Origin of the sequence: Streptomyces sp. NPDC012825, assembly GCF_042900925.1 — a bacterium.
Classification (GTDB): Bacteria; Actinomycetota; Actinomycetes; order Streptomycetales; family Streptomycetaceae; genus Streptomyces.
Genome location: NZ_JBIBBZ010000031.1, coordinates 1 through 21396 on the forward strand (window position 1 = coordinate 1; position 21396 = coordinate 21396).

Annotated in this window: 23 protein-coding genes; 10 read left to right on the top strand and 13 right to left on the bottom strand. The window is 67.6% G+C overall.

Annotation, left to right across the window (positions count from 1 at the left end; all coding sequences use genetic code 11):
* The 4 genes from ACFY7E_RS31640 to ACFY7E_RS31655 form a co-directional block, all read left to right on the top strand.
* Window positions 1–5310, top strand: a 5310-nt coding sequence (locus tag ACFY7E_RS31640) for a DNRLRE domain-containing protein (RefSeq protein WP_389491008.1), incomplete at its 5' end; no start/stop codon positions are given.
* A complete protein-coding gene (locus ACFY7E_RS31645) occupies window positions 5304–5849 on the top strand; it encodes a hypothetical protein (protein WP_389491011.1) in 546 nt (181 codons plus the stop codon). The genes ACFY7E_RS31640 and ACFY7E_RS31645, both read left to right, overlap by 7 nt.
* 309 nt (window positions 5850–6158) lie before the next feature.
* The gene (locus ACFY7E_RS31650) at window positions 6159–6515 is read left to right on the top strand and encodes a hypothetical protein (RefSeq protein WP_389491014.1); all 357 of its coding nucleotides are present in this window, start codon (window positions 6159–6161) and stop codon (window positions 6513–6515) included.
* Between the two features lie 21 nt (window positions 6516–6536).
* A complete protein-coding gene (locus ACFY7E_RS31655) occupies window positions 6537–6953 on the top strand; it encodes a hypothetical protein (protein ID WP_389491017.1) in 417 nt (138 codons plus the stop codon).
* 27 nt (window positions 6954–6980) lie between these two features.
* Here ACFY7E_RS31655 and ACFY7E_RS31660 read toward each other — a convergent pair whose 3' ends face one another.
* The 4 genes from ACFY7E_RS31660 to ACFY7E_RS31675 form a co-directional block, all read right to left on the bottom strand.
* Window positions 6981–7241, bottom strand: coding sequence for a hypothetical protein (locus ACFY7E_RS31660; RefSeq protein ID WP_389491020.1), 261 nt, complete (start codon window positions 7239–7241; stop codon window positions 6981–6983).
* A 68-nt stretch (window positions 7242–7309) separates the two neighbouring features.
* Window positions 7310–8386 (bottom strand): response regulator, encoded by a 1077-nt coding sequence (locus ACFY7E_RS31665; protein WP_389491023.1) that lies wholly within the window; start codon window positions 8384–8386, stop codon window positions 7310–7312.
* Window positions 8379–8636, bottom strand: coding sequence for a hypothetical protein (locus ACFY7E_RS31670; RefSeq protein ID WP_389491026.1), 258 nt, complete (start codon window positions 8634–8636; stop codon window positions 8379–8381). Before ACFY7E_RS31670 ends, ACFY7E_RS31665 begins: the two co-directional genes overlap by 8 nt.
* A gap of 313 nt (window positions 8637–8949) precedes the next feature.
* The gene (locus ACFY7E_RS31675; protein ID WP_389491028.1) at window positions 8950–9819 is read right to left on the bottom strand and encodes an IS5 family transposase; all 870 of its coding nucleotides are present in this window, start codon (window positions 9817–9819) and stop codon (window positions 8950–8952) included.
* A 454-nt stretch (window positions 9820–10273) separates the two neighbouring features.
* Here ACFY7E_RS31675 and ACFY7E_RS31680 point away from each other — a divergent pair, with 454 nt between their 5' ends.
* On the top strand, window positions 10274–11116 hold the full coding sequence (locus ACFY7E_RS31680) for an IS5 family transposase (RefSeq protein ID WP_389491031.1): 843 nt from the start codon (window positions 10274–10276) through the stop codon (window positions 11114–11116).
* On the opposite strand, the gene ACFY7E_RS31685 is transcribed toward ACFY7E_RS31680, so the two are convergent.
* Entirely contained in the window at window positions 11111–11467 is a 357-nt protein-coding gene (locus ACFY7E_RS31685; RefSeq protein WP_389491033.1) for a hypothetical protein, read from the bottom strand. The two genes, ACFY7E_RS31680 and ACFY7E_RS31685, sit on opposite strands and share 6 nt — an antisense overlap.
* A 291-nt stretch (window positions 11468–11758) precedes the next feature.
* Between ACFY7E_RS31685 and ACFY7E_RS31690 the strand changes: the two genes are divergently transcribed.
* Window positions 11759–11902, top strand: coding sequence for a hypothetical protein (locus tag ACFY7E_RS31690; RefSeq protein ID WP_389491036.1), 144 nt, complete (start codon window positions 11759–11761; stop codon window positions 11900–11902).
* Between the two features lie 361 nt (window positions 11903–12263).
* On the opposite strand, the gene ACFY7E_RS31695 is transcribed toward ACFY7E_RS31690, so the two are convergent.
* Together ACFY7E_RS31695 and ACFY7E_RS31700 are read right to left on the bottom strand one after the other, a co-directional pair.
* Window positions 12264–12866: a hypothetical protein gene (locus ACFY7E_RS31695; RefSeq protein WP_389491039.1), complete on the bottom strand. Its 603-nt coding sequence runs from the start codon at window positions 12864–12866 to the stop codon at window positions 12264–12266.
* A 58-nt stretch (window positions 12867–12924) separates the two neighbouring features.
* Window positions 12925–13299, bottom strand: coding sequence for a hypothetical protein (locus ACFY7E_RS31700; protein ID WP_389491041.1), 375 nt, complete (start codon window positions 13297–13299; stop codon window positions 12925–12927).
* Window positions 13300–13379: 80 nt separating this feature from the next.
* On the opposite strand from ACFY7E_RS31700, the gene ACFY7E_RS31705 reads away from it, so the two are divergent.
* The gene (locus ACFY7E_RS31705; protein ID WP_389491043.1) at window positions 13380–13802 is read left to right on the top strand and encodes a hypothetical protein; all 423 of its coding nucleotides are present in this window, start codon (window positions 13380–13382) and stop codon (window positions 13800–13802) included.
* Between the two features lie 55 nt (window positions 13803–13857).
* Here the strand turns inward: ACFY7E_RS31705 and ACFY7E_RS31710 are convergent, their stop codons facing one another.
* A complete protein-coding gene (locus ACFY7E_RS31710; protein WP_389491046.1) occupies window positions 13858–14184 on the bottom strand; it encodes a hypothetical protein in 327 nt (108 codons plus the stop codon).
* 684 nt (window positions 14185–14868) lie between these two features.
* Here ACFY7E_RS31710 and ACFY7E_RS31715 point away from each other — a divergent pair.
* The 3 genes from ACFY7E_RS31715 to ACFY7E_RS31725 all read left to right on the top strand — a co-directional run bounded on the left by ACFY7E_RS31715 (window position 14869) and on the right by ACFY7E_RS31725 (window position 16681).
* Window positions 14869–15261 (top strand): hypothetical protein, encoded by a 393-nt coding sequence (locus ACFY7E_RS31715; RefSeq protein WP_389491049.1) that lies wholly within the window; start codon window positions 14869–14871, stop codon window positions 15259–15261.
* 187 nt (window positions 15262–15448) lie between these two features.
* Window positions 15449–15685: a DUF397 domain-containing protein gene (locus ACFY7E_RS31720; protein WP_389491051.1), complete on the top strand. Its 237-nt coding sequence runs from the start codon at window positions 15449–15451 to the stop codon at window positions 15683–15685.
* 84 nt (window positions 15686–15769) lie between these two features.
* Window positions 15770–16681: a helix-turn-helix domain-containing protein gene (locus ACFY7E_RS31725; RefSeq protein ID WP_389491053.1), complete on the top strand. Its 912-nt coding sequence runs from the start codon at window positions 15770–15772 to the stop codon at window positions 16679–16681.
* On the opposite strand, the gene ACFY7E_RS31730 is transcribed toward ACFY7E_RS31725, so the two are convergent.
* The 5 genes from ACFY7E_RS31730 to ACFY7E_RS31750 all read right to left on the bottom strand — a co-directional run bounded on the left by ACFY7E_RS31730 (window position 16678) and on the right by ACFY7E_RS31750 (window position 21048).
* The gene (locus tag ACFY7E_RS31730) at window positions 16678–17496 is read right to left on the bottom strand and encodes an SAM-dependent methyltransferase (protein WP_389491055.1); all 819 of its coding nucleotides are present in this window, start codon (window positions 17494–17496) and stop codon (window positions 16678–16680) included. The two genes, ACFY7E_RS31725 and ACFY7E_RS31730, sit on opposite strands and share 4 nt — an antisense overlap.
* A gap of 181 nt (window positions 17497–17677) precedes the next feature.
* Window positions 17678–18226: a hypothetical protein gene (locus ACFY7E_RS31735; RefSeq protein ID WP_389491057.1), complete on the bottom strand. Its 549-nt coding sequence runs from the start codon at window positions 18224–18226 to the stop codon at window positions 17678–17680.
* A gap of 105 nt (window positions 18227–18331) precedes the next feature.
* Entirely contained in the window at window positions 18332–18577 is a 246-nt protein-coding gene (locus tag ACFY7E_RS31740) for a hypothetical protein (RefSeq protein ID WP_389491060.1), read from the bottom strand.
* Between the two features lie 335 nt (window positions 18578–18912).
* Complete coding sequence (locus tag ACFY7E_RS31745; RefSeq protein ID WP_389491062.1) at window positions 18913–19527, bottom strand: hypothetical protein; 615 nt, start codon at window positions 19525–19527, stop codon at window positions 18913–18915.
* A 195-nt stretch (window positions 19528–19722) separates the two neighbouring features.
* Complete coding sequence (locus ACFY7E_RS31750; RefSeq protein ID WP_389491064.1) at window positions 19723–21048, bottom strand: hypothetical protein; 1326 nt, start codon at window positions 21046–21048, stop codon at window positions 19723–19725.
* Window positions 21049–21396 lie beyond the last annotated feature (348 nt).

Below are 21396 nucleotides of genomic sequence, written 5' to 3' on the forward strand. Positions count from 1 at the left end.
CAGCAGGGCGAGACCGTCGACTGGTCCAACGACGTCGAGCTCGACCTGGGCAACCCCGGTACGAAGAACGCCGACGGCACCTGGCGCACGGCCCGTTCCTTCATCACCTGGAACACCGCGCCGGTCTCCGACGCCCTGGTCTCCAGCGCCACCCTGAGCCTGTGGAACTTCCACTCCGGCAACACCGACTGCACCGCCCAGCCCTGGGAGGTGTGGACGGCGAACAACGCCTCCACCGCCTCGCGCTGGACCAACCAGCCGTCCATGGCGACCAAGATGGCCACCTCCACCCAGACCAAGGGAAGCCCGAACTGCTCCACCCAGCCCGACGGGTGGATCAACGCGGATGTCACCGACCTGGTCCAGCACTGGGCGAACAACAAGTGGGACCGCGCCGGCATGGGCCTGAAGGCCACCGACGAGAACGACACCAAGGAGTGGAAGCGGGTCAACTCCGCCAACGCCGCCTCCAACGTCCCCAAGCTGACGGTCACCTACAACTACCGGCCGCGCATGGGCACCAAGCAGGAGGCGGGTCCGCCGTACTTCTCCTACAGCGGCGCCTACGTCGTCAACACGACCACGACCACGCTGCGCGACACCTTCCTCGACCCCAACGGTGACAAGATCCAGGGTTCCTACCAGATCTTCGACTCGGCCACCGACACCCAGGTCGGTGCCGTATTGCGGTCGGCGTTCGTACCGTCTGGACAGCCTGCTCCGGTGGTTGTGCCAGCCGGTACTCTGACCAACGGCAAGACTTATAAGTTCCGCAGCACCCCGTATGACGGCACGCACTACAACCTCGGTTGGTCGGCGTGGAAGACCTTCACGGTCGACACCACCAACCCGTCCGCGCCCACCGGCGTCACCTCGACGGACTACCCGACCACCGCGTGGGTCAAGGGCGCGGGACAGGCCGGCACCTTCACTGTCACCCCCAACGGCACCGACCACAACTGGCTGGAGTGGTCGCTGGACGGCGTGACCTGGACCAAGGTCGCCACCGCCGGTTCCACCGCCGCCAAGGCCATCAGCGTCACCCCGCCGAAGGATGGCACCCACACCCTCCAGGTGCGGCAGGTCGATAAGGCCGACAACAAGTCCGAGGCCATCGAGTACACCTTCCACGCCGGCCCGGGCGGTTTCGTCCAGCCCAGCGAGGGCGAGCGCACCGCCCGCCGTCTGCCGCTGGTCGCTGAGGCCGACGGCGCCAAGTACGACAAGGTCTCCTTCTCCTGGCGCCGTTCCGAGGCCGACCCCTGGGTGGCCATCCCTGCGGGCGACGTCACCTCCGGCGGCACCCCGCTGATCGCCTGGCCGGTCCCGATGACCGGCGGCAAGAATGCTCCGCTGGCGTGGAATGCCACCGACACCGTCGACCCCGACGGAACCGTCCAGATCAAGGCCGATTTCACCGGCCCCAACTCTGCCACCGGCAGCACCTTGCCACTGACCGTGGTCGTCGACCGCAACGCGTCGGGCGCGGCCGACAGTGAGATCGGACCGGGCTCGGTCAACCTGTTGACCGGTGACTACACCCTGTCCGCCACGGACGCCTCTTCTTTCGATCTCGGAGTGACCCGCACGGCCTCCTCGCGCGTACCGGACAAGGGCGTCAGGCAGGAGGGCCAAGCGGCCGTCTTCGGCAAGGAGTGGGTCGCGGGCACGGCCTCTGAGCTGACGGACTCCGACTACTCGCACATCCGCAAGGTGTCCGATACGGCCGTGGTGGTCGTCGACTCCGAGGGCGAGGAGACGCACTTCGCCGCGACCGCGGCGAAGACGGCGTGGATCCCCGAGCCCGGTGCCGAGGATCTGACCCTGAAGGGTGCCACTACCGGCTCGTTCACCCTGTCCGACACCGAGGGCACGGTGACCACGTTCACCAAGCCCGACGCCGCGGCCACCTCATGGCAGGTGTCCAGCACTCTGCTCGACGGTCTGGCGGGTTCCACGACCACCGTGGTGTCCGAGACGGTGACGGTGGGCGGCAAGCAGCTGGCCCGCCCCAAGCGCGTCATCGCACCGACCTCCGCCACTACACCGGCCGCGTGCACGGCGGACCCGGCCACCAAGGGCTGCCGGGTGATGGAGTTCGTGTACGCCGCGACCACCACGGCGACCGGCGGCACCTACGGTGACGTGGCCGGCCAGGTCAAGGAGATTCGCCTGTGGTCCACCGCCCCCGGTGCCTCAGTTGCCACCTCCAAGGCCGTGGCGATGTACCTGTACGACGGCGACGGCCGCCTGCGCGAGTCGTGGAATCCGCAGATCACGCCGTCCCTGAAGACGCAGTACACCTATGACACCGCCGGCCGGATCACGCGCCTGGCCTCGCCCGGCGAGCTGCCGTGGACGTTCACGTATGGCAAGGCCGGCAACGCCGCCACTGCCGGTGAGGGCATGCTCCTCAAAGCCTCCCGCTCCGCGCTCCAGCAGGGCACGACTGGCACCGAATCCGGCACGGCGGCCACCAGCGTCGTCTACGACGTGCCGCTGACCGGCGCCACCGCCCCATACAAAATGGGCGCGGCTGACGTGAAGACCTGGGGACAGACGGACGCGCCCACGGATGCGACCGCCGTCTTCCCTGCCGACGCCATACCCGCCTCCTACTCTGGCGGCTCCCTCGGTACGAACGACTACAAGCGGGCTGATGTGCACTACCTCGGGGTGTCGGGCCGCGAGGTCAACACGGCCAACCCGGGCGGGCACATCTCGACCACGGAGTACGACCGCTTCGGCAACACCGTCCGGGAATTGAGCGCAGGCAACCGGGCCGTCGCCCTCGGCCTGACCGCCGACGCCACGGCCACACAGGCCGACCTCGGCATCGGCAGCCTCCCGGCCGCCGAGCGCGCCGACCTGCTGTCCAGCGAGTCCGTCCACAACGAGACGGGCACGCGTGTACTGGAGTCGTTCGGCCCACTGCGGCGCATCGACCTCACGGCCGACCTGAAGACCGGCGCAACCACCCTGGTCCCTGCAGGCACCTCGTTGACCGCCCGTACCTGGACGATCAACGAGTACGACGCCGGGCGCCCGACCGACGGCACCGCCAAGGTCAAGGACCAGATCACCAGGACCACCACCGGGGCGCAGGTACGTGAGCATCCGGGCGTCCAGGGCGAGCCGCGAGCGACGCAGACGGTCTACGACTGGACCAAGGGCCTGCCCGTCAAGACCGTCAAGGACCCTGGCGGTCTCGCGATCACCGAGACCACGGAGTACGACGCCCAAGGCCGTGTCGTCAAACAGATGCTGCCCGGCGCCACCGGTACCGACGCCGCCACGCGCGTGACCACCTACTGGTCCGCCACCGGCACCGGCACCTGCCAGGGCCGTCCCGAGTGGGCCGACCTGGTCTGCTCCACCGGCTCGGCGGGCACTATCACCGGCGGCGGCACCAACCCCGCCCAACTGCCGACTCTCACCACCGAGTACGACTGGTGGGGCAACACCGCCAAGGTCACGGAGGCCGCCAATGGCGTCAGCCGGTCCACCACGACCACGTACGACAACGCCGGCCGGCCGACCAGGGCCGTGATGACCGGCGGCACCGGCCAGACCGTGCCCGAGGCGAGCACCGAGTACGACACGGCCACCGGCCGACCGTTCAAGACGATCTCGCCGACCGGCGGAACCATCGTCAAGGGCTACGACAAGCTCGGCCGCCTGGTCACCTACACGGACGCCGACGGCGGCACGACTACGACCGAGTACGACCTGCTCGACCGCCCGGTAAAGGTCACAGACACGGTGCCTTCCACGGTCACCTACACCTACGACCACACCATCGAGCCGCGTGGCACGGCCACGAGCACTACCGACTCCGTCGCGGGTACCTTCCGGGCCACCTACGACGCAGACGGCTCGGTCTCCAGCGAGAAGCTGCCCGGCGGCTACACGGTCAAGCAGACCGAGGACACCACCGGCTCACCGGTCGACCGCACCTACACCCGTGACAGCGACGGCACGACGGTCTACTCCGACGCCGTGACCGAGTCCATCCACGGCCAGACCACCAGCCACGCCGGCTGGTCGGACCAGACCTATCGGTACGACGCGACCGGCCGCCTGGTCACCGTCGAGGACACCGCCGACACGATCTGCACCAAGCGCACCTACACCTTCGACAACCGCACCAACCGCACATCCCTCACCCACGCGACCGGCACCCCCGGCGCCGACTGCCCCATCGCCGGAGGCACCACCACCACCCACACCTACGACAGCGCCGATCGCCTCGTCGACACGGGCCACGTGTACGACGCGTTCGGCCGCACCACCACCGCGCCGGGCAGCACGATCGGCTACTACGCCAACGACCTCGTCCACCAGCAGACGGCCGGCGGCGAACGCCAGACCTGGCAGCTCGACGCCGCCCACCGCTTCCGCTCCTGGAAGGTGGAGACCGGCAGCGGCACGACGTGGACGCAGACCGCGTCCAAGCTCAACCACTACGACGGTGAGGGCGACAACCCCCGCTGGATCGTGGAGGACACCGCCACCGGCGCCCTGACCAGAAACGTCGAGTCGGCGTCCGGTGACCTGGCCGCCACGACCGCCAAGGCGGACGACACCGTCCTGCAGCTGACCAACATCCACGGCGACGTGGCCCTCCAGCTCCCGCTCACTGCGGGCGAGGCCCCCGTCGCGCTGGACAGCGACGAGTACGGCAATCCCCGCGCGGGCCAGCCGGCCACCCGCTACGGCTGGCTGGGCGCCAAGCAGCGTTCGGCCGAGACTCTCACCGGCCTCACCCTCATGGGCGTCCGCCTCTACAACCCGGCCACCGGACGCTTCATGTCCATCGACCCAGTGCACGGAGGCGGTGACAACCGCTACGGCTACCCGGGCGACCCCGTCAACCAGTACGACCTGGACGGGCGTTTCTGGAAGCCGAGGATCAACCCCTTCGCCCGCCTCGGCTGGCACTACCTCAACCGCGGCTACAACCGATACAGGTCCTGGAGAAACCGCCAGGAAGCCCGTGTCGTCGGTGTGTACAGCGCGTACGTGGGCACGCGTTACCTCGGCTACCGGTGCCGGGTCAGGTACGGCATGCGGGTCTGCTCCGGCGGCCTGGGGCTGCACTCCCGCGGCGGTACGACACTCGGCACCACCTTCTTCACCTCGAACCGCAACCCGTCTGCAAGCCTCATGCGCCATGAGCGCCGGCACAAGGCCCAGTGGAAACGTTACGGATTCCGCTTTGGTTACATGTACCTGAGGGCCGGTGTGAACCCGTGCCGCAACAGGTGGGAGCGGCGCGCCGGCTACCGGGACGGAGGGTACCGATGCTGAGTTCCGGTTCAAAGAAACGGCCCATATGGCCGTTCGTGGCAGCAGGATCAGTTCTCGGTGTACTACTTCTGGCCGCCGGGGGCCTCTGGGCGTTCGGCGTGTACAGCATGTCCGAGCCGTCCAGATCCCTGCTCATCGGCGTCAGGATCGAAGGCGCACGCGTCACGGTGAAGGCACCGACGTGCCCCACAGACACGGTGGCGCGGGTCGAGGTATTCGACGGCGAGTCGACCAAACCTCTCTGGCAGGCGCGCGAACCGCGTACTTCCGAGGGGAGGAGTGGTGCCGTCACCCTCTGGGCCGATGACGAGTTCCTGAAACCCGGCCCGGGCGCGCAGCCCGAGAAGCTGCCGCGGAGCCTCGATGTCCTCTTCACCTACGCCGGGACAGGTGACGGAACGGGCGACGTTGTCGATGTCGCACAGGTCGTCTCCGCAGAGATACCCGAGGGTTGGTACTGGACCAAGGACGGTCCCAAGACCGCCCAGGAGATCGACAAGCAGTTGAAGTGCACTCAGGGGAAGACGACTGCTTCGTAGCGAGAGCTATCGGTGTCATCATCCGCTGGATGGCCGGAGGGGGGATTACCCCCTCCGGCCATCCAGCTGTTCCCTACCCCGACCGCCGCGCTCGCCGAGGTCGCCCCAGAGGTCGGCAAGGTCCTGGCCGCGGTGACGGCCGCGGCCACTATCCGCCGACACCTGGGTCTGCTCCTCGGCACCGAGCCGAAGCCGTCCACGGCGACGCCCGGCGCGCCCGGATTGTCCGCCGGGCGTCGGCCTCGACGGTGCGAGCTCGGGTCCGGGTTCCAGGGCATCCGTCGACCGACCTGCTCGTCAAAGCACGGCATGAGCAATCCGACCGGCGGCTTCGCCGCTCCCCAGGAAGCGGCGGACGCGCTCGTCGACGAGATCCTGCGCCGCCGCCTGGCCGCCGAGGACGTCCGGCGTCAGGACCGGCGCCTGCGCGCCAGGCAGGACAGTCCCTGGCCCGGGCACCAGGACCTCGCCCTGCCCACCGAGGCCGAGGTCGAGGAGCGCGCCCTGCTCCTGGCGCTCGCGCACCTCTTGGACGACAAGGTCGATCCCGAGGTGTATGTCCAGGAGTCCGTGCAGTGCCGCCACCTGACCGCGACCGTTCCCGGCGGGGCTGCGATCGGCCAGGTCGTGATCTCCCGCGAGGGCCTCGCGCTCAAGCCGAGCTGAACGCAGGCCTAGCATGAAGGTATGGACATACGAGCGGTTGTCGAGGACCTGGTGGGGGAAGCCGAGCGGCTGATCCGCGACCGGGTGTGGGTCCTGACACCCGCCGATCGTGCCGTCGCGGCGAAGGCCGCCGCCGACCTGGACGCCGCCGTCCCCACCCCGCAGGCCCAGCAGGCCCTGCCCGAGGTCGACCGGCTGGCACACCTGCGCGAAGCACTCGCGGCCGTGGCCATCGCCCTCGCCCACGTCCACGGACGCCTGGCCTGGTTCCTCGGCGCCGCCGCCACCGCCCTCACCCCCGTCCTGCACTGGCGCGCCCTGCCGGACGAGAACGGCCCCACCTTCGGCGCTGTCGCACCCACCCCCGCGCAGTACACCGAAGCCGAAGACGCAGTCCGCCAACTCCAGAACGCTCTCGCCGACATCGGCACCGCCTGACACCGTCCGGCTCTCCGAACCTGAGCGTCATGACCGCCCGGGCACGCCTGAGAGGGCGGGCAGGCGGCGGGCGAGGTCGGCGGCGAGCTGCCCGGCCGCCGGGCCGCGCCCGCCGGGATCAAGCTGCTCCAAGAGCTGGAGGTGCCCGATCGTCTCGTGAGCCTCGGCGGCAGTGAGCAGAGCGAGGCGGGCTTCGTCCGGGTAGGCACCGGTCACAGGGTCGGTGTCGTAGTCCACACCGCGCTCAACGGTGCCCGCCTGGGCCAGGGCACGGCCGGCGGAGTTCAAGGCCGCCCTCGTACGTGCGTCAAGTCGTGTCGGCTACTTGCAGGTCGTCCTTGGCGCGGCTCGAGGTCCTACGGGGTGCGTCGTTCCAGGTAGATGGAGGTGAAGACGGCGACTTTGGCACGCAGGGCCCAGGGGTCGAAGGGTTTGCTGATGTAGTCGACGGCGCCGGCGGAGTAGCCGCGGGCGGAGTGTTCGGAGTCCACGCCCATGGCGGTCAGGAAGATGATGGGGACGTCGCGGGTTCTGGGGCGGCGTTTGATGTGGGCGCAGGTCTCGTAGCCGTCCATCTCCGGCATCTGCACGTCCATGATGATGACGGCGAAGTCGTCGTGGTCGAGCAGTGCCTTGAGGGCTTCGCGGCCGGAGGAGACCATGACGAGTTCCTGGTCGAGGGTGGAGAGGACCGCGGTCATCGCGAGGAGGTTGTCTGGCTGGTCGTCGACGACCAGGACCTTGGGCATGCTCCGCGCAGCGGTCGGCAGTACCGCCGTGGCGGCCTGCTCCACAGCGTCCAGCTGCCGCTCGAGAAGGTCGCAGCGGCCTTCGGCCGCGGCGCGCTGCGCCTGCGCCTCCTGCAGGGCCGCGCCGAGCCGTTCGACTTCTCTTTGGAGCTCGTTGCGTTCCTGGATCAGGCCGGAGACCTCCGGGTGCGCTGCCGCGAGCTCGTCGGCACGCCTGCGTTCGGCGACGCGGTCGAGCTCGAGCTGATTGAGCCGGGTCTCCAGGTCCGCGATACGTTCTGCCCGGTCCAACAGCGCATCACCCAGCACATCCCCGCGGACACTGGAGCGCCTGGAGACCCGGTCGGCATCGGCCAGCTGCTGCTCCAGGATCTCCACCGCGTGCTTGGGGGAGGAGGCGGCGTCCACGGCCGAGCCGTACAGGCCGCGTACGAACTCGATGGCCTCGATGGTGACCGCGGTGCCACGGTGCTCGGCGACATCCGCGAAGAGATCGCTGATCACCTGCCAGGGAGGTAACCGGGTGCCATTCAGGTAGCGCGAGACCGTCCCCGGGTCCAGCCGGCGCCGGGCCGCGTACCGCCGCACCGACACCTTCAACCCCTCGAACAACTCACGCAGTGCCTCGGCCAGCGCCCTTGAGGCATCGTTGAGATCCTCCCCCAGAGGCCGCAGCTCACCCATTGCTCTCCTCCCGGGCCGTACCCACCGGTGCGGGACAGGAAGGCTGAGCCGACCTGTCCTCGCAAGAGATCAGGCTGTTGAAGAAGGGCACAGCCAGCCCCGCGGCGGCAAAGCCCGCGAGCACACTCCGCGCGGTACCCTCCCCGGCCAAAGCCGTCAGCCCGCCTGCCACCGCGCCCGCAAGCACGGCGAGCAGGAACACCAGGGTCGATCTCAGCGACAGCAAAGGACGCTCCACCGTGCTCTCCATTCTCCCACCCCGCTTGTATCAGGCAGGTGTTGTCACCCGTTCGGCCGCTTGCCGAAGGGAGGAACCAGAATGGACGACCCCAGCAGTGTTGCGATCCACGATCCGCAAATGAGGCAGCACGCAGACCGTGTTGCGCAGGCGGTAATTCCGTTCAGGGCACAGCCCTGGCTGGTCAGGAGCCCGAGGACTCCAAGAGCCCTCACAGTGTTGCTCTGCAACGCCGACGGCCTTCGGCAACGATGCATCAAGTGCCACCGAGGGAAATGTAAATCGTTCGTACGCGTGAACTCAGAGGTCGTTTTCGCCCGATATTTCATCCCGTGATGGGATATTCTGCGGCGCTTTTTGGGTCGTGCCAGGAGATGGTGTTCTCGCTGGTGAGACGGCGGGCCATCAGACCGGTCATGACGAGGTGGATCATGGCTTCGGAGCGGGCGGGCAGGCTTTCGTAGTCGCGGGCCAGACGCCGGTTCAGCATGAGCCATCCGTAGGTCCGCTCGACCGCCCATCGTTTCGGGATCGGGGTGAAGCCCCTGGTTCCGGGCTTGCGGGCGGTGATCTCCATGTCGATGCCGAGGGTGGCGGCGTGTTCGACGAGGTGTTGGCGGTAGCCGCCGTCGACCCACACCTTGCGGATGCGGGGATGGTCGGCGGCGACCCGGTCGAGCAGTGCGGCGCCGGCGGTGGAGTCCTGCACGCTCGCCGCGGTGACCAGCACGGCGAGAAGCAGGCCGAGGGTGTCGGTGATGATGCTCCGCTTGCGTCCGACGATCTTCTTGCCGGCGTCGATGCCCTGGCTCGAGGCCGGGACACTGGTGGAGGTCTTGACGCTCTGCGCGTCGATCACACACGCCGAAGGCTCGCCGCTACGGCCCTCCTTCTCCCGCAACAGTTGCCGCAGTAAGCCATTGAGCTGCGCGAACAGGCCCTCGTCGGCCCACTTGGTGAAGTAGCCGTAGACGGTGTTCCAGGGCGGGAAGTCGTGCGGAAGGTAGCGCCACTGCACGCCGGTGCGGTCGACATACAAGATCGCGTCCATGATGTCGCGCAGGTCGTGCTCGGGCGGCCGACCGAAGTTCAGAGCCTTGCGCCGGCGCTCGAGACGCCACGCGGACAGGACCGGCTCGATCAACTCCCAGCGGGCATCGGACAGATCACTCGGATACGGACGTCGCTTCGCCATGCTTCCGGCCTACCGCCGCGAACCGAATGCGCCCAGGCGCACAACAACGGCGTTGGAAGCACGCGGTCTGAATATCAGGCATCTTGAGACGAGACAGGCACAAGTCATCCCCTGACCCGCCTGCCACCCCACCTGACCAGCAAGAACCAGCCCGCATCTCCAGCAGCACAAGCACCACAACCCGGCAGCCACAAATCCACCGGATACAGCGGCAATTCAGACGAAAACGACCTCTTAAAGAGCGTTTTATCCCACTCGGGGTGCTTCATTGCAGTTCAGGTGGCGGACTGCTTCGGGTTGGCTGAGGCAGTAGATGTCTCTTGTGGCAGATGAGGAACATGACGGCTTTCGGGAGTCTGTTTCGACCCCTTCGCTCCTGTCTGATCCCAACACGCTCCCGCCCACGCCGGTTTGCGCCCTGTAGCGGGACGGCGGTCATCGGTATTACAGAAACATGCCTCGTCGACAGCGACCGTATCCGAGCGACCTGTCCGATGCCCGTTGGAAACTGCTGGAACCAACTCTGACGGCCTGGCGGGCCGAGCGAAGAGGGAAGGGTCTGGACATCGGCCGGCCGCCCGAGCACGACCTGCGCCGGATCATGGACGCCATCCTCTACGTCGACCGGACCGGGATCCCATGGCGGTATCTGCCGCACGACTTCGCTCCATGGGAAACCGTCTACGGATATTTCGCCGCCTGGCAGAAGGACGAGGTCTTTGACCAGCTCAACGGCCTCCTGCGGCGCCTGGTGCGGAAGGCCGAAGGCCGCGATGTCGAGCCCAGCGCCTGCGTTCTCGACGCCCAGAGCATCAAGACCTCGGCCAACGTGCCCGCGGCCGGCCAGGGCATCGACGCGGGCAAGAAGATCGCGGGCCGCAAACGTCACATCGGCGTCGACACGCTCGGCCTTCTCCTGACCGTGCTGGTCACCGCCGCCAGCGTCTCCGACAACGCCGGCGGCATCCATCTGCTCTCGGACATCGCCGCAGGCCACCCCCGCGTCACGAAGGCCTGGGCCGACACCGGCTATCGCACCACGGTCGTCGACCACGGCGCCCGCCTGGGCATTGATGTCGAAGTCACTCGTCGCGACCCGGGACAGAAGGGCTTCAAGGTGATCCCGCGGCGCTGGGTCGTCAAGCGGACCTTCGGCTGGCTCATGCATCACCGCCGCCTCGCCCGCGACTACGAAACCCACCCCCACCGCTCCGAAGCGATGATCCGCCTCGCGATGATCGACCTGATGAGCCGCAGGCTCACCCGAGAGTCGACTCCGAACTTGAAGGACTCATAGCCTCCGCGCCACGCTGACGCGCGCGTTCTCTCCCCTCATCGCCTGCGGCCAGCGGTCATCGATGACATCCGCCGCTTTCCGGCAGGCGCCGCAGGCGTCTTCCCGTTCCGGGAACCACCAGTGGTCGGACGGCGACATGCCGGTTTCCTGGATGCCGCACAGCGTCTTGTCGAAGATGCCGAACGCGTGGGAGACACCAGAGGCAAGGCCATCCGCGACGGCCTTCTCCCAGCGCATCCCCAGGGGCAGATACGGCGGTCGCGAAATCTCGAACCACTCACCGCCCACATGGGTGGCCGCATGGCACCAGGAACAGGACCAAATCTCCTCTTCCCAGACCGTCGGTGGCACCGGCCACCGCCACATCGACCACCCGCACACATCACACTCCACAAGCGGATCTTCACACGCCGGCACAGGCCACCCCAAGCGGCCGGCATCGCCCGAGTTATCAAACGCCCTGGCCGGGACAAAACGCTCTTTGAGAGGTCGTTTTCGTCGGCGACTACATCGGAGACAGCACCCGAGCCGAAATCGCCTACGCCCGGTCGCTGGGCAAACCAGTGAGATTCACGCACCCCGAAGTCGACCCTGACGTCTGACGCCCGCTGCCACAGGACCCCCGTAACCTAGGAGGACGAGGTGGTGACATCGCTCGAGGACGTCCATGACCAGCAGCGCCAGAGTGCCGAAGCCGTACGCGCCGCCGCGATCCAGTGGGCCCACGCCGAGGGCGCCAGCCGGACGGTGCCGCCCACCGCGCCCGCGCTGCATCAGGCGGGATGAACCTTTCGCAAGTCGGGGCTCTCTCTACGCTCCTCAGCCGCCCTGTGTCCCCCATTTGAGGCCGGGGAACCTTACCCACGCACGCGGAAAACAGCCCAAGGGTCTCAAGTTGCCGGGCTGTCGTAGGGGCATCCCTGCGTGTATAGGGAGCAGACGGCGTTCCGACCGTGGACCGCGACGAGCGCGGGACCATCCTTGCGTGCGTGGGGCGCAGGTCAGTGGGCCGTCGTACCGTGAACACGTCAGGGGAGCATCCCCGCGTGCGCGAGGAGCAGCTTCTCCAGTCCCAGCATGGGCCACACCTGCCAGAACGATTCCCTTGCCCGAGGCCGAGGCCGAGGCCGGGGCGGGCCGGGTGGGGTCAGGCCGCGGGAGTCGCGCGGGTGTGGGGGCGTTCGGTGGACAGGACGGCCCAGACGCGGCGGCCGTCGTCGGAGGCGTCGGTGCCGCAGCTCGCGGTGCCGGGGACGGCGGCCAGGTCGGCGAGGATCGTGGCGTCGGGGGCGGCGTGGGTGTGGCTGAGGACGGCGATGAGGAGCATGTCGTCTTGGTCGGCGAGGTGGATGCTGATGCGCCGGCCGTGGTCGGCGGTGGCGGCGTCGACGAGGAGTCGGACTGTCCGCTCGAGCTGGGTGTCGTCGGGGTGGGGGTAGTTCCAGGCGCGGACCGTCTCGGTGACCTTCCGGACGGCCTGGGCCGCGGTCCATGGGTAGGCGGTGAGGGCCCAGTTCGCGGCGCGCCGGGCCCGGAGGGTCATGCGGGGGCGGCGGGTGTCCAGGCGGGCCTGTCCGGGGCCGGGGAGCGGCAGCGTGACGGTGCCGGCCTCGGCCTGCTTGGTGACGGGCTTCGTCTCCGGCTGCGGCCGCGGCGCCTCGACGGGCTTCTTCTGCGGCGGTGGAGTACGGGGCGGATAGGTCGGGGGCACCTTCGGTCCCTTATCGTCCATGGGCAGCGGATCGTTCACGACAGCCTCCTCACGCTCCCGACCATCCTGTCAGTGGGCCCCGGCCCCGCGGGGCAGATCAGCCTTCTTCGTCGTCGGACGGCGCATCGATGTCGAGAACGAGGGAGCCTCGAACATCGCCACGGTTGGTCGGCTGGGTGAAGACGGCGCGCAGGGTGGTGCCGCCTGAGAATCGCTTGGACTCGCGTACCTCGCCGGCGTTCAGGACCCGGCACCACTCGTCGAAGATCGCCCGACGGTCGTTGTCGGTCTGCCCCGGCTCGTAGCGGTCGACCGTACCGCGCAGGCTGCCGCTATCGGTGATCGTCCACTCCAGCGGATAACGCTCGGCCTTGATGCCAGCTTTGATGGGGTCCCCAAGGACACCGATGGCCCGGTACTGCCAGCCGTTCAGGTCGGTGGTGGTGATGGTGGCCAGGGAAGGGGTGTCCATGCCCCTGAGCCTAGAACCAGGCCCGAGCCGCGGTGGGGGTTCGTGGCAGGATCCCCGGCATAAATGAGCTTCAGATCGCCTTGATCGCCGCGGGGTCGGCCATCCTGGGCAGTGCGGTAGCGGGGTTCTTCGCGTGGAGGGCCGGCCACCGCCAGGCCGCCGCGGCCGAGGCAGCGGGGCAAGCACAGGCGGGCGCGCTGATAGCGACCGTGCAGGTCACCCTCGACGAACAGCGCCGCGCACGCGAGGACGAACGCCGGCGGAAGGTGTATGCCGACCTGCTGATCGCGGGGCAGGCGTGGCAACTGGGAGACTCTGACGGGGAGAACAAGACGCTGAGTGCTTTCCACGTGGTCGAGATGGAAGGGCCCGACTTCGTGGCGGAAGCTGCTCTCGAGTATGCGAGTGCTGCGTCCGGGGAGACCCGGGATCCGGTGTACGGGTCGGCGCCGGCTCGGGAGAAGTACCTCGAGGCTGTACGCCGTGCACTCGCACAGACCTGACGGCAGCAGGGGCCCGCCACCGGCGGGTGACGGGCCCCTGCGCTGTCGTGGAGAGTTACAGGCTGTCCTGGTCACGCGGAGGAACGTTCACCCACCCTTCCTGTACGTAGGCGAACTTGCCGGTCGGGAAACTGATCTCCATGGGTCCGTACTCTTCAACACCGTGGTGCAGCATGGACAGGTAGAGCACATCTGTGGTGGCCAGAGTGTGCTTTCGGCCGTCGCCGTCGATGATCAGGAGCAGACCGTAGCCGTCTGGAACGGGGGGAAGGCTCGCGCTGCGGCAGAAGTCTTCGTACAGCTTGGTGCCGTGCAGGTCGGGAGTGCACCAGTCATACTGCTGCACTCGCGGCTGGTCCGGTTCGCTGGTGTTCGCTGTCACTCACGCATCGTACGAATCCTGCGGGTCGGGTTCGGCAAGGGACCATCCCCGCGTGCGCGGGGAGCAGCCTCCGGTGCGGCCGGTCCGGTGGCCTGAGCACTGGGGATTGTCTCCGTCTCGCTCATGTACGGCTTCCCGAGAATGCGCTCGCCGTGCCGCCGACGGCCTGTGTCTTCAGCACGGCACTCGTCCGGGCCCGTCCTGCCGCTGCGTCGACCGCGACCTCAAGACCGCTGACGCCCGGCCCGCCGACGTTACGGTCCGGCGGACTGTGGGGGGCCCGAAGCGGGCGACGTGCGGCAACTGCGGTGTGCTGGTCTTCATGACCGGCCGCGCCTTGGACGACGGCCTGTGCAGGCCCTGTCGCGAGAAACTCCATCGAGGTCTCGCCTCAGCGCCCTGGGCCGTCGTGGCCGTTCCGGTGCCCGTTCAACCCCGTGCCGCGACGCCTGCTCCGGCCGAGACGGAGGAGCCGACCGAGGAGTCCGGGCCGAGGGTCTGCCAGGGCCAGGAAGGCGATGCGCCGTGGACGCGCGAAGTCTTGCCGCGCGCCGGTTCTGCCGGCGGCATGTGGTCCAGGGGATTGCCTGGGTGGTGGCCTGATGACCAGTATCCTGCAGCCCTCCAGCGTCGATTTTCCCCGCCAAACCCTCCTCGCCGCCCGCGAAGCGGCGGGCCGTCACCGTGGTCCGCGACGGGCGCGCCCCGCTCGATCTCAGTCAGGCGATCGGGCTGATGATGACCGAGCGCGACCTGGTCGCCCCGGCCGGCGGCGGCAGCGTCTTGGCTCAGTGGGAGACCGTCCTCACCGCGGCCGCTTCCGAACTCGTGGGCCATGTGGGGGCCGCGGGGTTGGACGAGGGGTCCGGGCGCCTGGACGTCGTTCCCGACGTTCCCGCGCGCGGCGTGGAGGCCCGCTGGATCGCACTGAAGCGCATCGCGGCCGTCAACGAGGCGGTGCCCGACGCTAGCGTCCGGGCCGTGCGCGTGCTGGGCTCGGTGCGCAGCGGGCCGCTGGCCTTATCGGTCTTGCTGATGAATACATCGCTTGGGGGCGCTGTCAAGTTTCTTGCGTAATCACTCGAAGGTGTGCGGCAGTGTTCGAATAATGCGGCGTCTGTTTCCAGTACGGTGATCCCGTGCAATTGCGCGATGGGATTGCATGACGGGATTGCATAACGCTTCTGCCTGCCGGTTTGTCGCTGCCCTGCGGCGAAAGGTCAGCAGATCAGCTAAACGCAACAATCTATGTGGAGGTGTGATCATGCAGGAATATTCGAACGGTAGCCCCGCCGCTTCGATCGATGCGGTGTGGACGAAGAGCAGGAAGAGCACGGCGAACGGCCAGTGCGTTGAACTGGCCTCACTCCCGGGCGGTAAGGTGGCCGTGCGAAACTCCACCGATCCGACCGGTCCCGCGCTCGTCTTCGAGCCCGCCGAGTTCGATGCCTTCCTGGACGGAGCGAGGAACAGGGAGTTCGATCACCTGATCGCTCGTTAGTCCATCGGGGGGAATTCTGTTTGTAGGACATGCGGGCTTTCGGTATGCGATGATGCGCCATGAACAATCGCGATTGGAGTCCGCGTGTCCTACATTCCTGACGGCCCTGTCCCCCTTTTCGGGGCTCCGGAGCCGGCAGAGGTCGTGCCGACCATGGCCGGGCTGATGCTCGGGCTGGAGCTCCGCGAACTACGCGGGGAGCGGCGGCTCGGCGTCATCGCCAAGGCCATCAACGCGTCCGTCTCCAAGGTCAGCCGGATGGAGCGCGCCGAGAGTCCGCCGGATCTCCGGGATGTCCGGGAGCTCGCCCGGTACCACGGTGTCAGCCAGGAGAAGGAGCAGTTTCTTCTCGGGCTTGCCCAGCGGGCTACCGAACCGGAGTGGTTCGAGGGGAAGTTCTCGGACTGCGCCACGCAGTGGATGAAGCGCCTGATGGGGCTGGAAGCGCAGTGCGCGGTGCTGATGACGTTCGAGGCGTTCATCGTTCCTGGGCTGCTGCAGACCGACGAGTACGCGCGGCACATCATTCACGGAGGCCTGGCCGAGGAGGAGCGGACGCCGTTGGCGATCTCTCAGCGAACCGAGTTGAGAGCGGAGCGCCAGAGACGGTTCTTCGCCAATCCTGAGCGGCCTCGTGCGTCGTTCCTGCTCGATGAGAGCATCTTGTACCGGCTGGTCGGTTGCGACACTGTGATGCGCGCTCAGGTCCAGAAGCTCCTGGACCTGATGGAAGATCCGCGGGTGAACATTCGTATTGTCCCGTTCACCGGCAAGGTTGTCTCCAACCATGGCTCTATGACGCACCTTCGGTTCGATGAAGGGCGGCTTCCTCCGATCGTCTATGTGGAGGGCAACGACAACGCGGACTACCACATGCTGACCAAGGATGTGGAGCGCCACGTGGAACTGCTGCTGCGGCTGAGCAAGGAGTCCGCGGTGTCGAGGCGGGAGACGAAGGTTCTGCTGCGGCGTGCGCTGGAGCGTTATCCCGCCTAGGGGGTCGGCTGCTGCGGGATCTCAGCCAGTCCGCCGTAGTCGGTCCATTCGATGCTGCGCTGGTGCTGCTGCAGATCGGAGTTGGGACGCCAGTCTGTGACGTCGACGAGCCCGGGAGGTTCGACGACTTGGAGGCCGTCGAAGAATCGCTTCACCTCGTGCCTCTCCCGGACGCGCCCCCAGTGGCCCTGAGTCTGTGTCAGCATCAGGTCCGTCACCTCTCGGCGAAGGTCTGGGTCGTCACTGACCAGTTGGCAGACCACGATGAAACTTCCCGGTTTCAGCTTCCTGGCGACACGGCGGACGATGCCGGCCGGGTCGTCTTCGTCCTTGACGCAGTGCAGGACGGAGATGAACAGGGCGGCCGTCGGTTTTGTCAGGTCGATGAGGCGGCTGAAGTCTTCATGCTCGAACACTGTTTCCGGTTCGGTCATGTCCGTCTGGATGATCGCGGTGCGGTCGTTCTCATCGAGTATCGACCGTCCATGGGCCATGACGATCGGATCGTTGTCGATGTAGACGACGCGCGCATCGTTGTGGATTTTCTGTGCCACGTGGTGCACATTGTTCGCGGTGGGAAGTCCGGAGCCGAAGTCAATGAATTGCTTGATGCCGTGTTCGGCAGCCAGTGTGCGGACTACCCTTTCCAGGAACCATCGGTTGTTGCGGGCTAGTTCCTTCGTGGTGGGCGCGTGCTGCAGCAGTTCTTCGCAGGCCAATCGGTCGGCTTCATAGTTGTAATTTCCCCCGAGCAGCCAGTCGTACATTCTTGCCGCACTGGGGGTGGACAGGTCAATAGGTCTGTTTTCAGCCAACGGGCATACCCCTCCTGGTCGAGCCCCGATCTCTCCAGGGATTAAGAGGACATCGTAGGAGGGCATGCCGATATGCACCACCACTAGACGACGTAGTGGTGGCGCGGGGGGTGGCGCGACGATGGCGCGGACGTGGCGTTTCACCACGTCCGGGCCGCCGCAGATTACTTTCTGTTACCTACTAATGAGGGATGCCCTCCTTCAACTGTTCGAGCACCCATGAAGGCAGGAGCCGTTCGGCTGTGCGCAGCCCCACCTCGGCGAAGGGGACGTCGACTCCCAGCAGATCAGCTGCGGCGGTGTTGGGTAGCCGAAGGCAGAGCCTCAGGACTGCGATGTCCGCGGCCTGGGCCGGGCAGTACTCGTAGAGACGGTCGGTGAGGCTGTCGGGGCTCGTGCGCAGTGCTGCGATCCGCTCCTGCAGAACGCACCATGCCGATGCGGCCGGTTTCCGTTGTCTCAGCATCGCCGGCCACCCCGCGCCGATGGCGTGCATGGCGGAGGCAACTGCCATCTCTGCCGTGGTCGCCGTCTCCAGGCGGGCGTAGGCGTAGCGGTGATAGTGGTGTGCGTTCAACTGGAGAAAGGCGGAGTAACCAAGATCGTCGGTGGCGTGTGCAGGGCGGAAGCGCCTGTCACTGCCGAAGACATGCCGTCCCGCTACGTCCTTGGCGTCCGCCACGTTGTGGTGCGAGAGGTTGAGAAGACCACTTCGCTGTGCTTCCTGCACTGATGCCCTCGATCCGTATTCGCCGGGGGCCCGGTCGCTATTCCTTGAGCGACGCCCCGCAAACATGGCGGCGTCCCGGCCCGCGGTGAACGGGCCGGGATTCCTTCAGCAACAGCGCAGTTGCACGGTGAGTTCCCAGGAGAAGCTGCCGGGGAGGCATTCGACAAGCCAGCCCACCACGCCCTCGAAGGAGGGAATCCCCATGGCATATGCCACAGTAGACACGCTCATAAGCGTCACACTTACGAGTGCTCCACTTCCAGGAATCACCCCGCCGGTAAAATTGAAACTGATACCGTGCAATTGCTCGGAGGGAAGCCGAAGGCTCCCTCGGCGAATCAGGTCGAGCATCCAGGTTCCTCACTTGATCTTTCGCACCCCGGGATTCGGCTGCCACCGTTTCCTGGGGCGGGCTCGCACGCTGCGTAGCGAAAACGACAGTACCGCCGGCGATCAGCAGAACCGCTCAAAAGGACGCCTCGTGCAAAGTCAGATTGTCGGAGGCGCTCCAAACGGACAAGGGAAAGTACTGCTGATCGAAATTACGAACAAAATTTCGATCACTTGATGTGCGTGACACCGGACCTTCTCGGGTCGGACACCTTGATGTTTTCGTAGCAGGAGACCCCCTCCCGCCGGACAGTCCGCAGTCGACTACGACATCCAGCTCCCTGAAGGCGGGGCTGTCAGTTCAAGGGGTGGGTGGCGAGGTACTGCTGGTCGGCGTTGCGTACGCGCTGCTGTTCCCGAGCGCGGCGCCGGCGCTGGAGGAAGCCGTGCAGCATGCCGATGACGACGAAAATGGCCACGCTCAGGACGGAGAGCCAGCCGATCACGGACGCCTCGGCCCAGGTGCCGTCGGCCGCAGGAGCGGAGTGCGCCTCGACGTACCTGCCAACGACGAGTACTTCAGCGACCGTGAACGGGATCCCGGCGGCGCTCCACAAGCCCGTCAGGACCCACGGGCTCCACAGGCTGCGCTCGACCGGGAGCCCGAGCCCGCCGCGCACCGCCCGCGTCTGGGCATCACTGCGGCGTGCCGCCACCCACCCGGCCGCCACGGAGCTGGCGGAGCCCACGAGCAGCAGCCCCGCGAGGCCTTCGAAGAAGGACTGCACGCCGTCCGGCACGGTCCGGGCCGTTGCCATGACCGGGAAGGCCGTCACGGCCAAAGCCCCTGCCAACGCCTTCCACTTCGAGGACCACACCTGGTCAGCACCGCTGCGCCACTGCTTGACGCACCGCACCGTCACCGCGACCGCGCCCGCCCAGAGCACTACGCACCACACCACTGCCCCCATGAGGTGGCTCTCCTTCCTCAGATCCTTGATCCGGCCTCGGCCAAAGATGGAGCCGTCAATCTCTTCGCATAAACGCCGTCCGGCCGGCCGGCAGCAGCTCGGCAGGCCGGGCGGTAAGCGGCGGCCGCCACGTCCGCCCTGCGTCAGGCCGGGGGAGCGTCCTCACGGGCTGGACGCCGTCACACCTGCCTTTTTCTACGCTCCCCAGCCGAGCCGCGTCCCGGTCCCGCCGTTCTCGCCGTCCTGGTTGTCGCCGTCGGTGTCCGGCTCGGGGACGACGCGGTCGTCGAGGGAGGTAATGACCCGGGCGCCCTCGCCGGGGCCGAGGCAGGTCAGGCGCTGCTCGATCCGCTCGTAGAGCGTGGCGGCGAGTTCGTGGTCGCCGCTGCCGTCTGCGGGACTGGTGGTGACGGTGTACAGGCTGATCAGCAGGGCGATTAGGGAGCGGCCGGACAGAGGGGCGAAGACGCGCTCGTCGGCCTCATCGGTAACGCGGGGCGGAACGCGGAAGTGGGGGTGGCCGGCGGTGCGGGTGGTGAGGAACTCCCAGGTGTCGCGGTGGCAGCGCAGATCGGCGGAGGAGATACGGGCCGCGGTCCGCAGCAGGGCAGTGTGCTCCTCGCTCACCTCGGCCGGCTCGGAGGTCTCGGCGGGGCGGGCCTGGAGCTCGTCGACGACCGTCCGCAGCCCGGCGATCTCCTGCGCGAGGGAGACGAAGCCGGTCCGGGTCGCTTCCAGCACGATGGCGAGTTCTTCCCTGACCTGGCCGGCGGCCTCGCGGACCGTCTTGCGCAGCTGGTCGGCGCCGTCCGGCTGCTCTTCGGCCGGGGCGGCCGGGGCGGCCGGGGTGGCGAGCTGCTCGACGAGGGGAGTGAGTTCCTGGGCGAGGACCTCGCGGACGGCCTGGCGCACGGACTCCTCCGACAGCGCCGTCGCGGTCGCCTCCGGCGTGGTCGCGGCGGCCGGTTGCTCCTCGGCCGTGCCGCCATCCGGCTCCTGCGCCTCGGCCGCGCCGAGGGTCTGTGGCCCGGGCGCCCGCCCGTCGTCGGACTCCGGCCCGGACGCGGGTACGGGCGCGGGCGCCGGCACCGAGAGGGAGCCGGTGGTGAGGTCTTCGTAGTCGGGGCCGCGCTGGGCGGGGATCGCCGACTGCAGAGGCGTGCTCGGGCCTTCGGGGCCGGTGAAGGCGGCGGGTGTACCGGGCATGGACGGAGGCGGCGGGGTGAGGGTGAGGCGGTTGAGGCGGTTGAGGGTGGTGCGCAGCTCGGTCAGCTCGGCGCGCAGCAGGCCGGTGACCTCCTCGGTCTTGCTGGCGAAGAGGTCACCGGAGGTGGGCTTGACTGCCCTGTTGACGTCCCTGCGCAGCAGGTTGACTTCGTCGAAGACCTGGGTGAGCCCTTCCGTGACGGCCCGGGAGGTGGCCGCCTGGGCGTCGCGACCGGATTCGTCGATCTTCCCAAGGCTCTCGGTAAGGGCTTCGCGCAGGCCTTGGTCCCCGTGCAGGACGGCGTTGTGCAGCATGGAGACCATCTTGGCGAAACCGGAGTTCCAGGCCGTCTCTCCCCCAAATGTCGCTTTAAGTAGTCGATCACTTCCGCTGCGTATGGTGCCCGAGAGGGGAGACCGCCCGGGGCGCAACCGGCCAACTGCTCTCTGGAAAGAGGAGATTGGCTACTCCGGTACTACGAGGTGGCCGGTTCCCTGCCCTTCGGCAGAGCTCACCGCCTTCCCGGGCGTACACGACGCGCAGTGCAGCGACCGGGCAGACGGCCCAGGCGCTGCTGGCCGCGAAGATCCCGAACCCCGACGGCACGCCGAAGGGACCGGTGTACGAACTCCTGCTCATGGGGCTGGGTGCCGACCAGGTGC

What these genes read in the sequence shown, in the direction of transcription:
- ACFY7E_RS31655 (WP_389491017.1), top strand. Translation starts at nt 6,537, where the DNA reads ATGGACATACGAGCGGTTGTCGAGGACCTGGTGGGGGAAGCCGAGCGG.
- ACFY7E_RS31670 (WP_389491026.1), bottom strand. Translation starts at nt 8,636, where the DNA reads ATGGAGAGCACGGTGGAGCGTCCTTTGCTGTCGCTGAGATCGACCCTG.
- ACFY7E_RS31750 (WP_389491064.1), bottom strand. Translation starts at nt 21,048, where the DNA reads ATGCTGCACAACGCCGTCCTGCACGGGGACCAAGGCCTGCGCGAAGCC.
- ACFY7E_RS31675 (WP_389491028.1), bottom strand. Translation starts at nt 9,819, where the DNA reads ATGGCGAAGCGACGTCCGTATCCGAGTGATCTGTCCGATGCCCGCTGG.
- ACFY7E_RS31745 (WP_389491062.1), bottom strand. Translation starts at nt 19,527, where the DNA reads ATGGGGGCAGTGGTGTGGTGCGTAGTGCTCTGGGCGGGCGCGGTCGCG.
- ACFY7E_RS31700 (WP_389491041.1), bottom strand. Translation starts at nt 13,299, where the DNA reads ATGGACACCCCTTCCCTGGCCACCATCACCACCACCGACCTGAACGGC.
- ACFY7E_RS31665 (WP_389491023.1), bottom strand. Translation starts at nt 8,386, where the DNA reads ATGGGTGAGCTGCGGCCTCTGGGGGAGGATCTCAACGATGCCTCAAGG.
- ACFY7E_RS31650 (WP_389491014.1), top strand. Translation starts at nt 6,159, where the DNA reads ATGAGCAATCCGACCGGCGGCTTCGCCGCTCCCCAGGAAGCGGCGGAC.
- ACFY7E_RS31720 (WP_389491051.1), top strand. Translation starts at nt 15,449, where the DNA reads ATGCAGGAATATTCGAACGGTAGCCCCGCCGCTTCGATCGATGCGGTG.
- ACFY7E_RS31645 (WP_389491011.1), top strand. Translation starts at nt 5,304, where the DNA reads ATGCTGAGTTCCGGTTCAAAGAAACGGCCCATATGGCCGTTCGTGGCA.
- ACFY7E_RS31680 (WP_389491031.1), top strand. Translation starts at nt 10,274, where the DNA reads ATGCCTCGTCGACAGCGACCGTATCCGAGCGACCTGTCCGATGCCCGT.
- ACFY7E_RS31740 (WP_389491060.1), bottom strand. Translation starts at nt 18,577, where the DNA reads ATGCTCGACCTGATTCGCCGAGGGAGCCTTCGGCTTCCCTCCGAGCAA.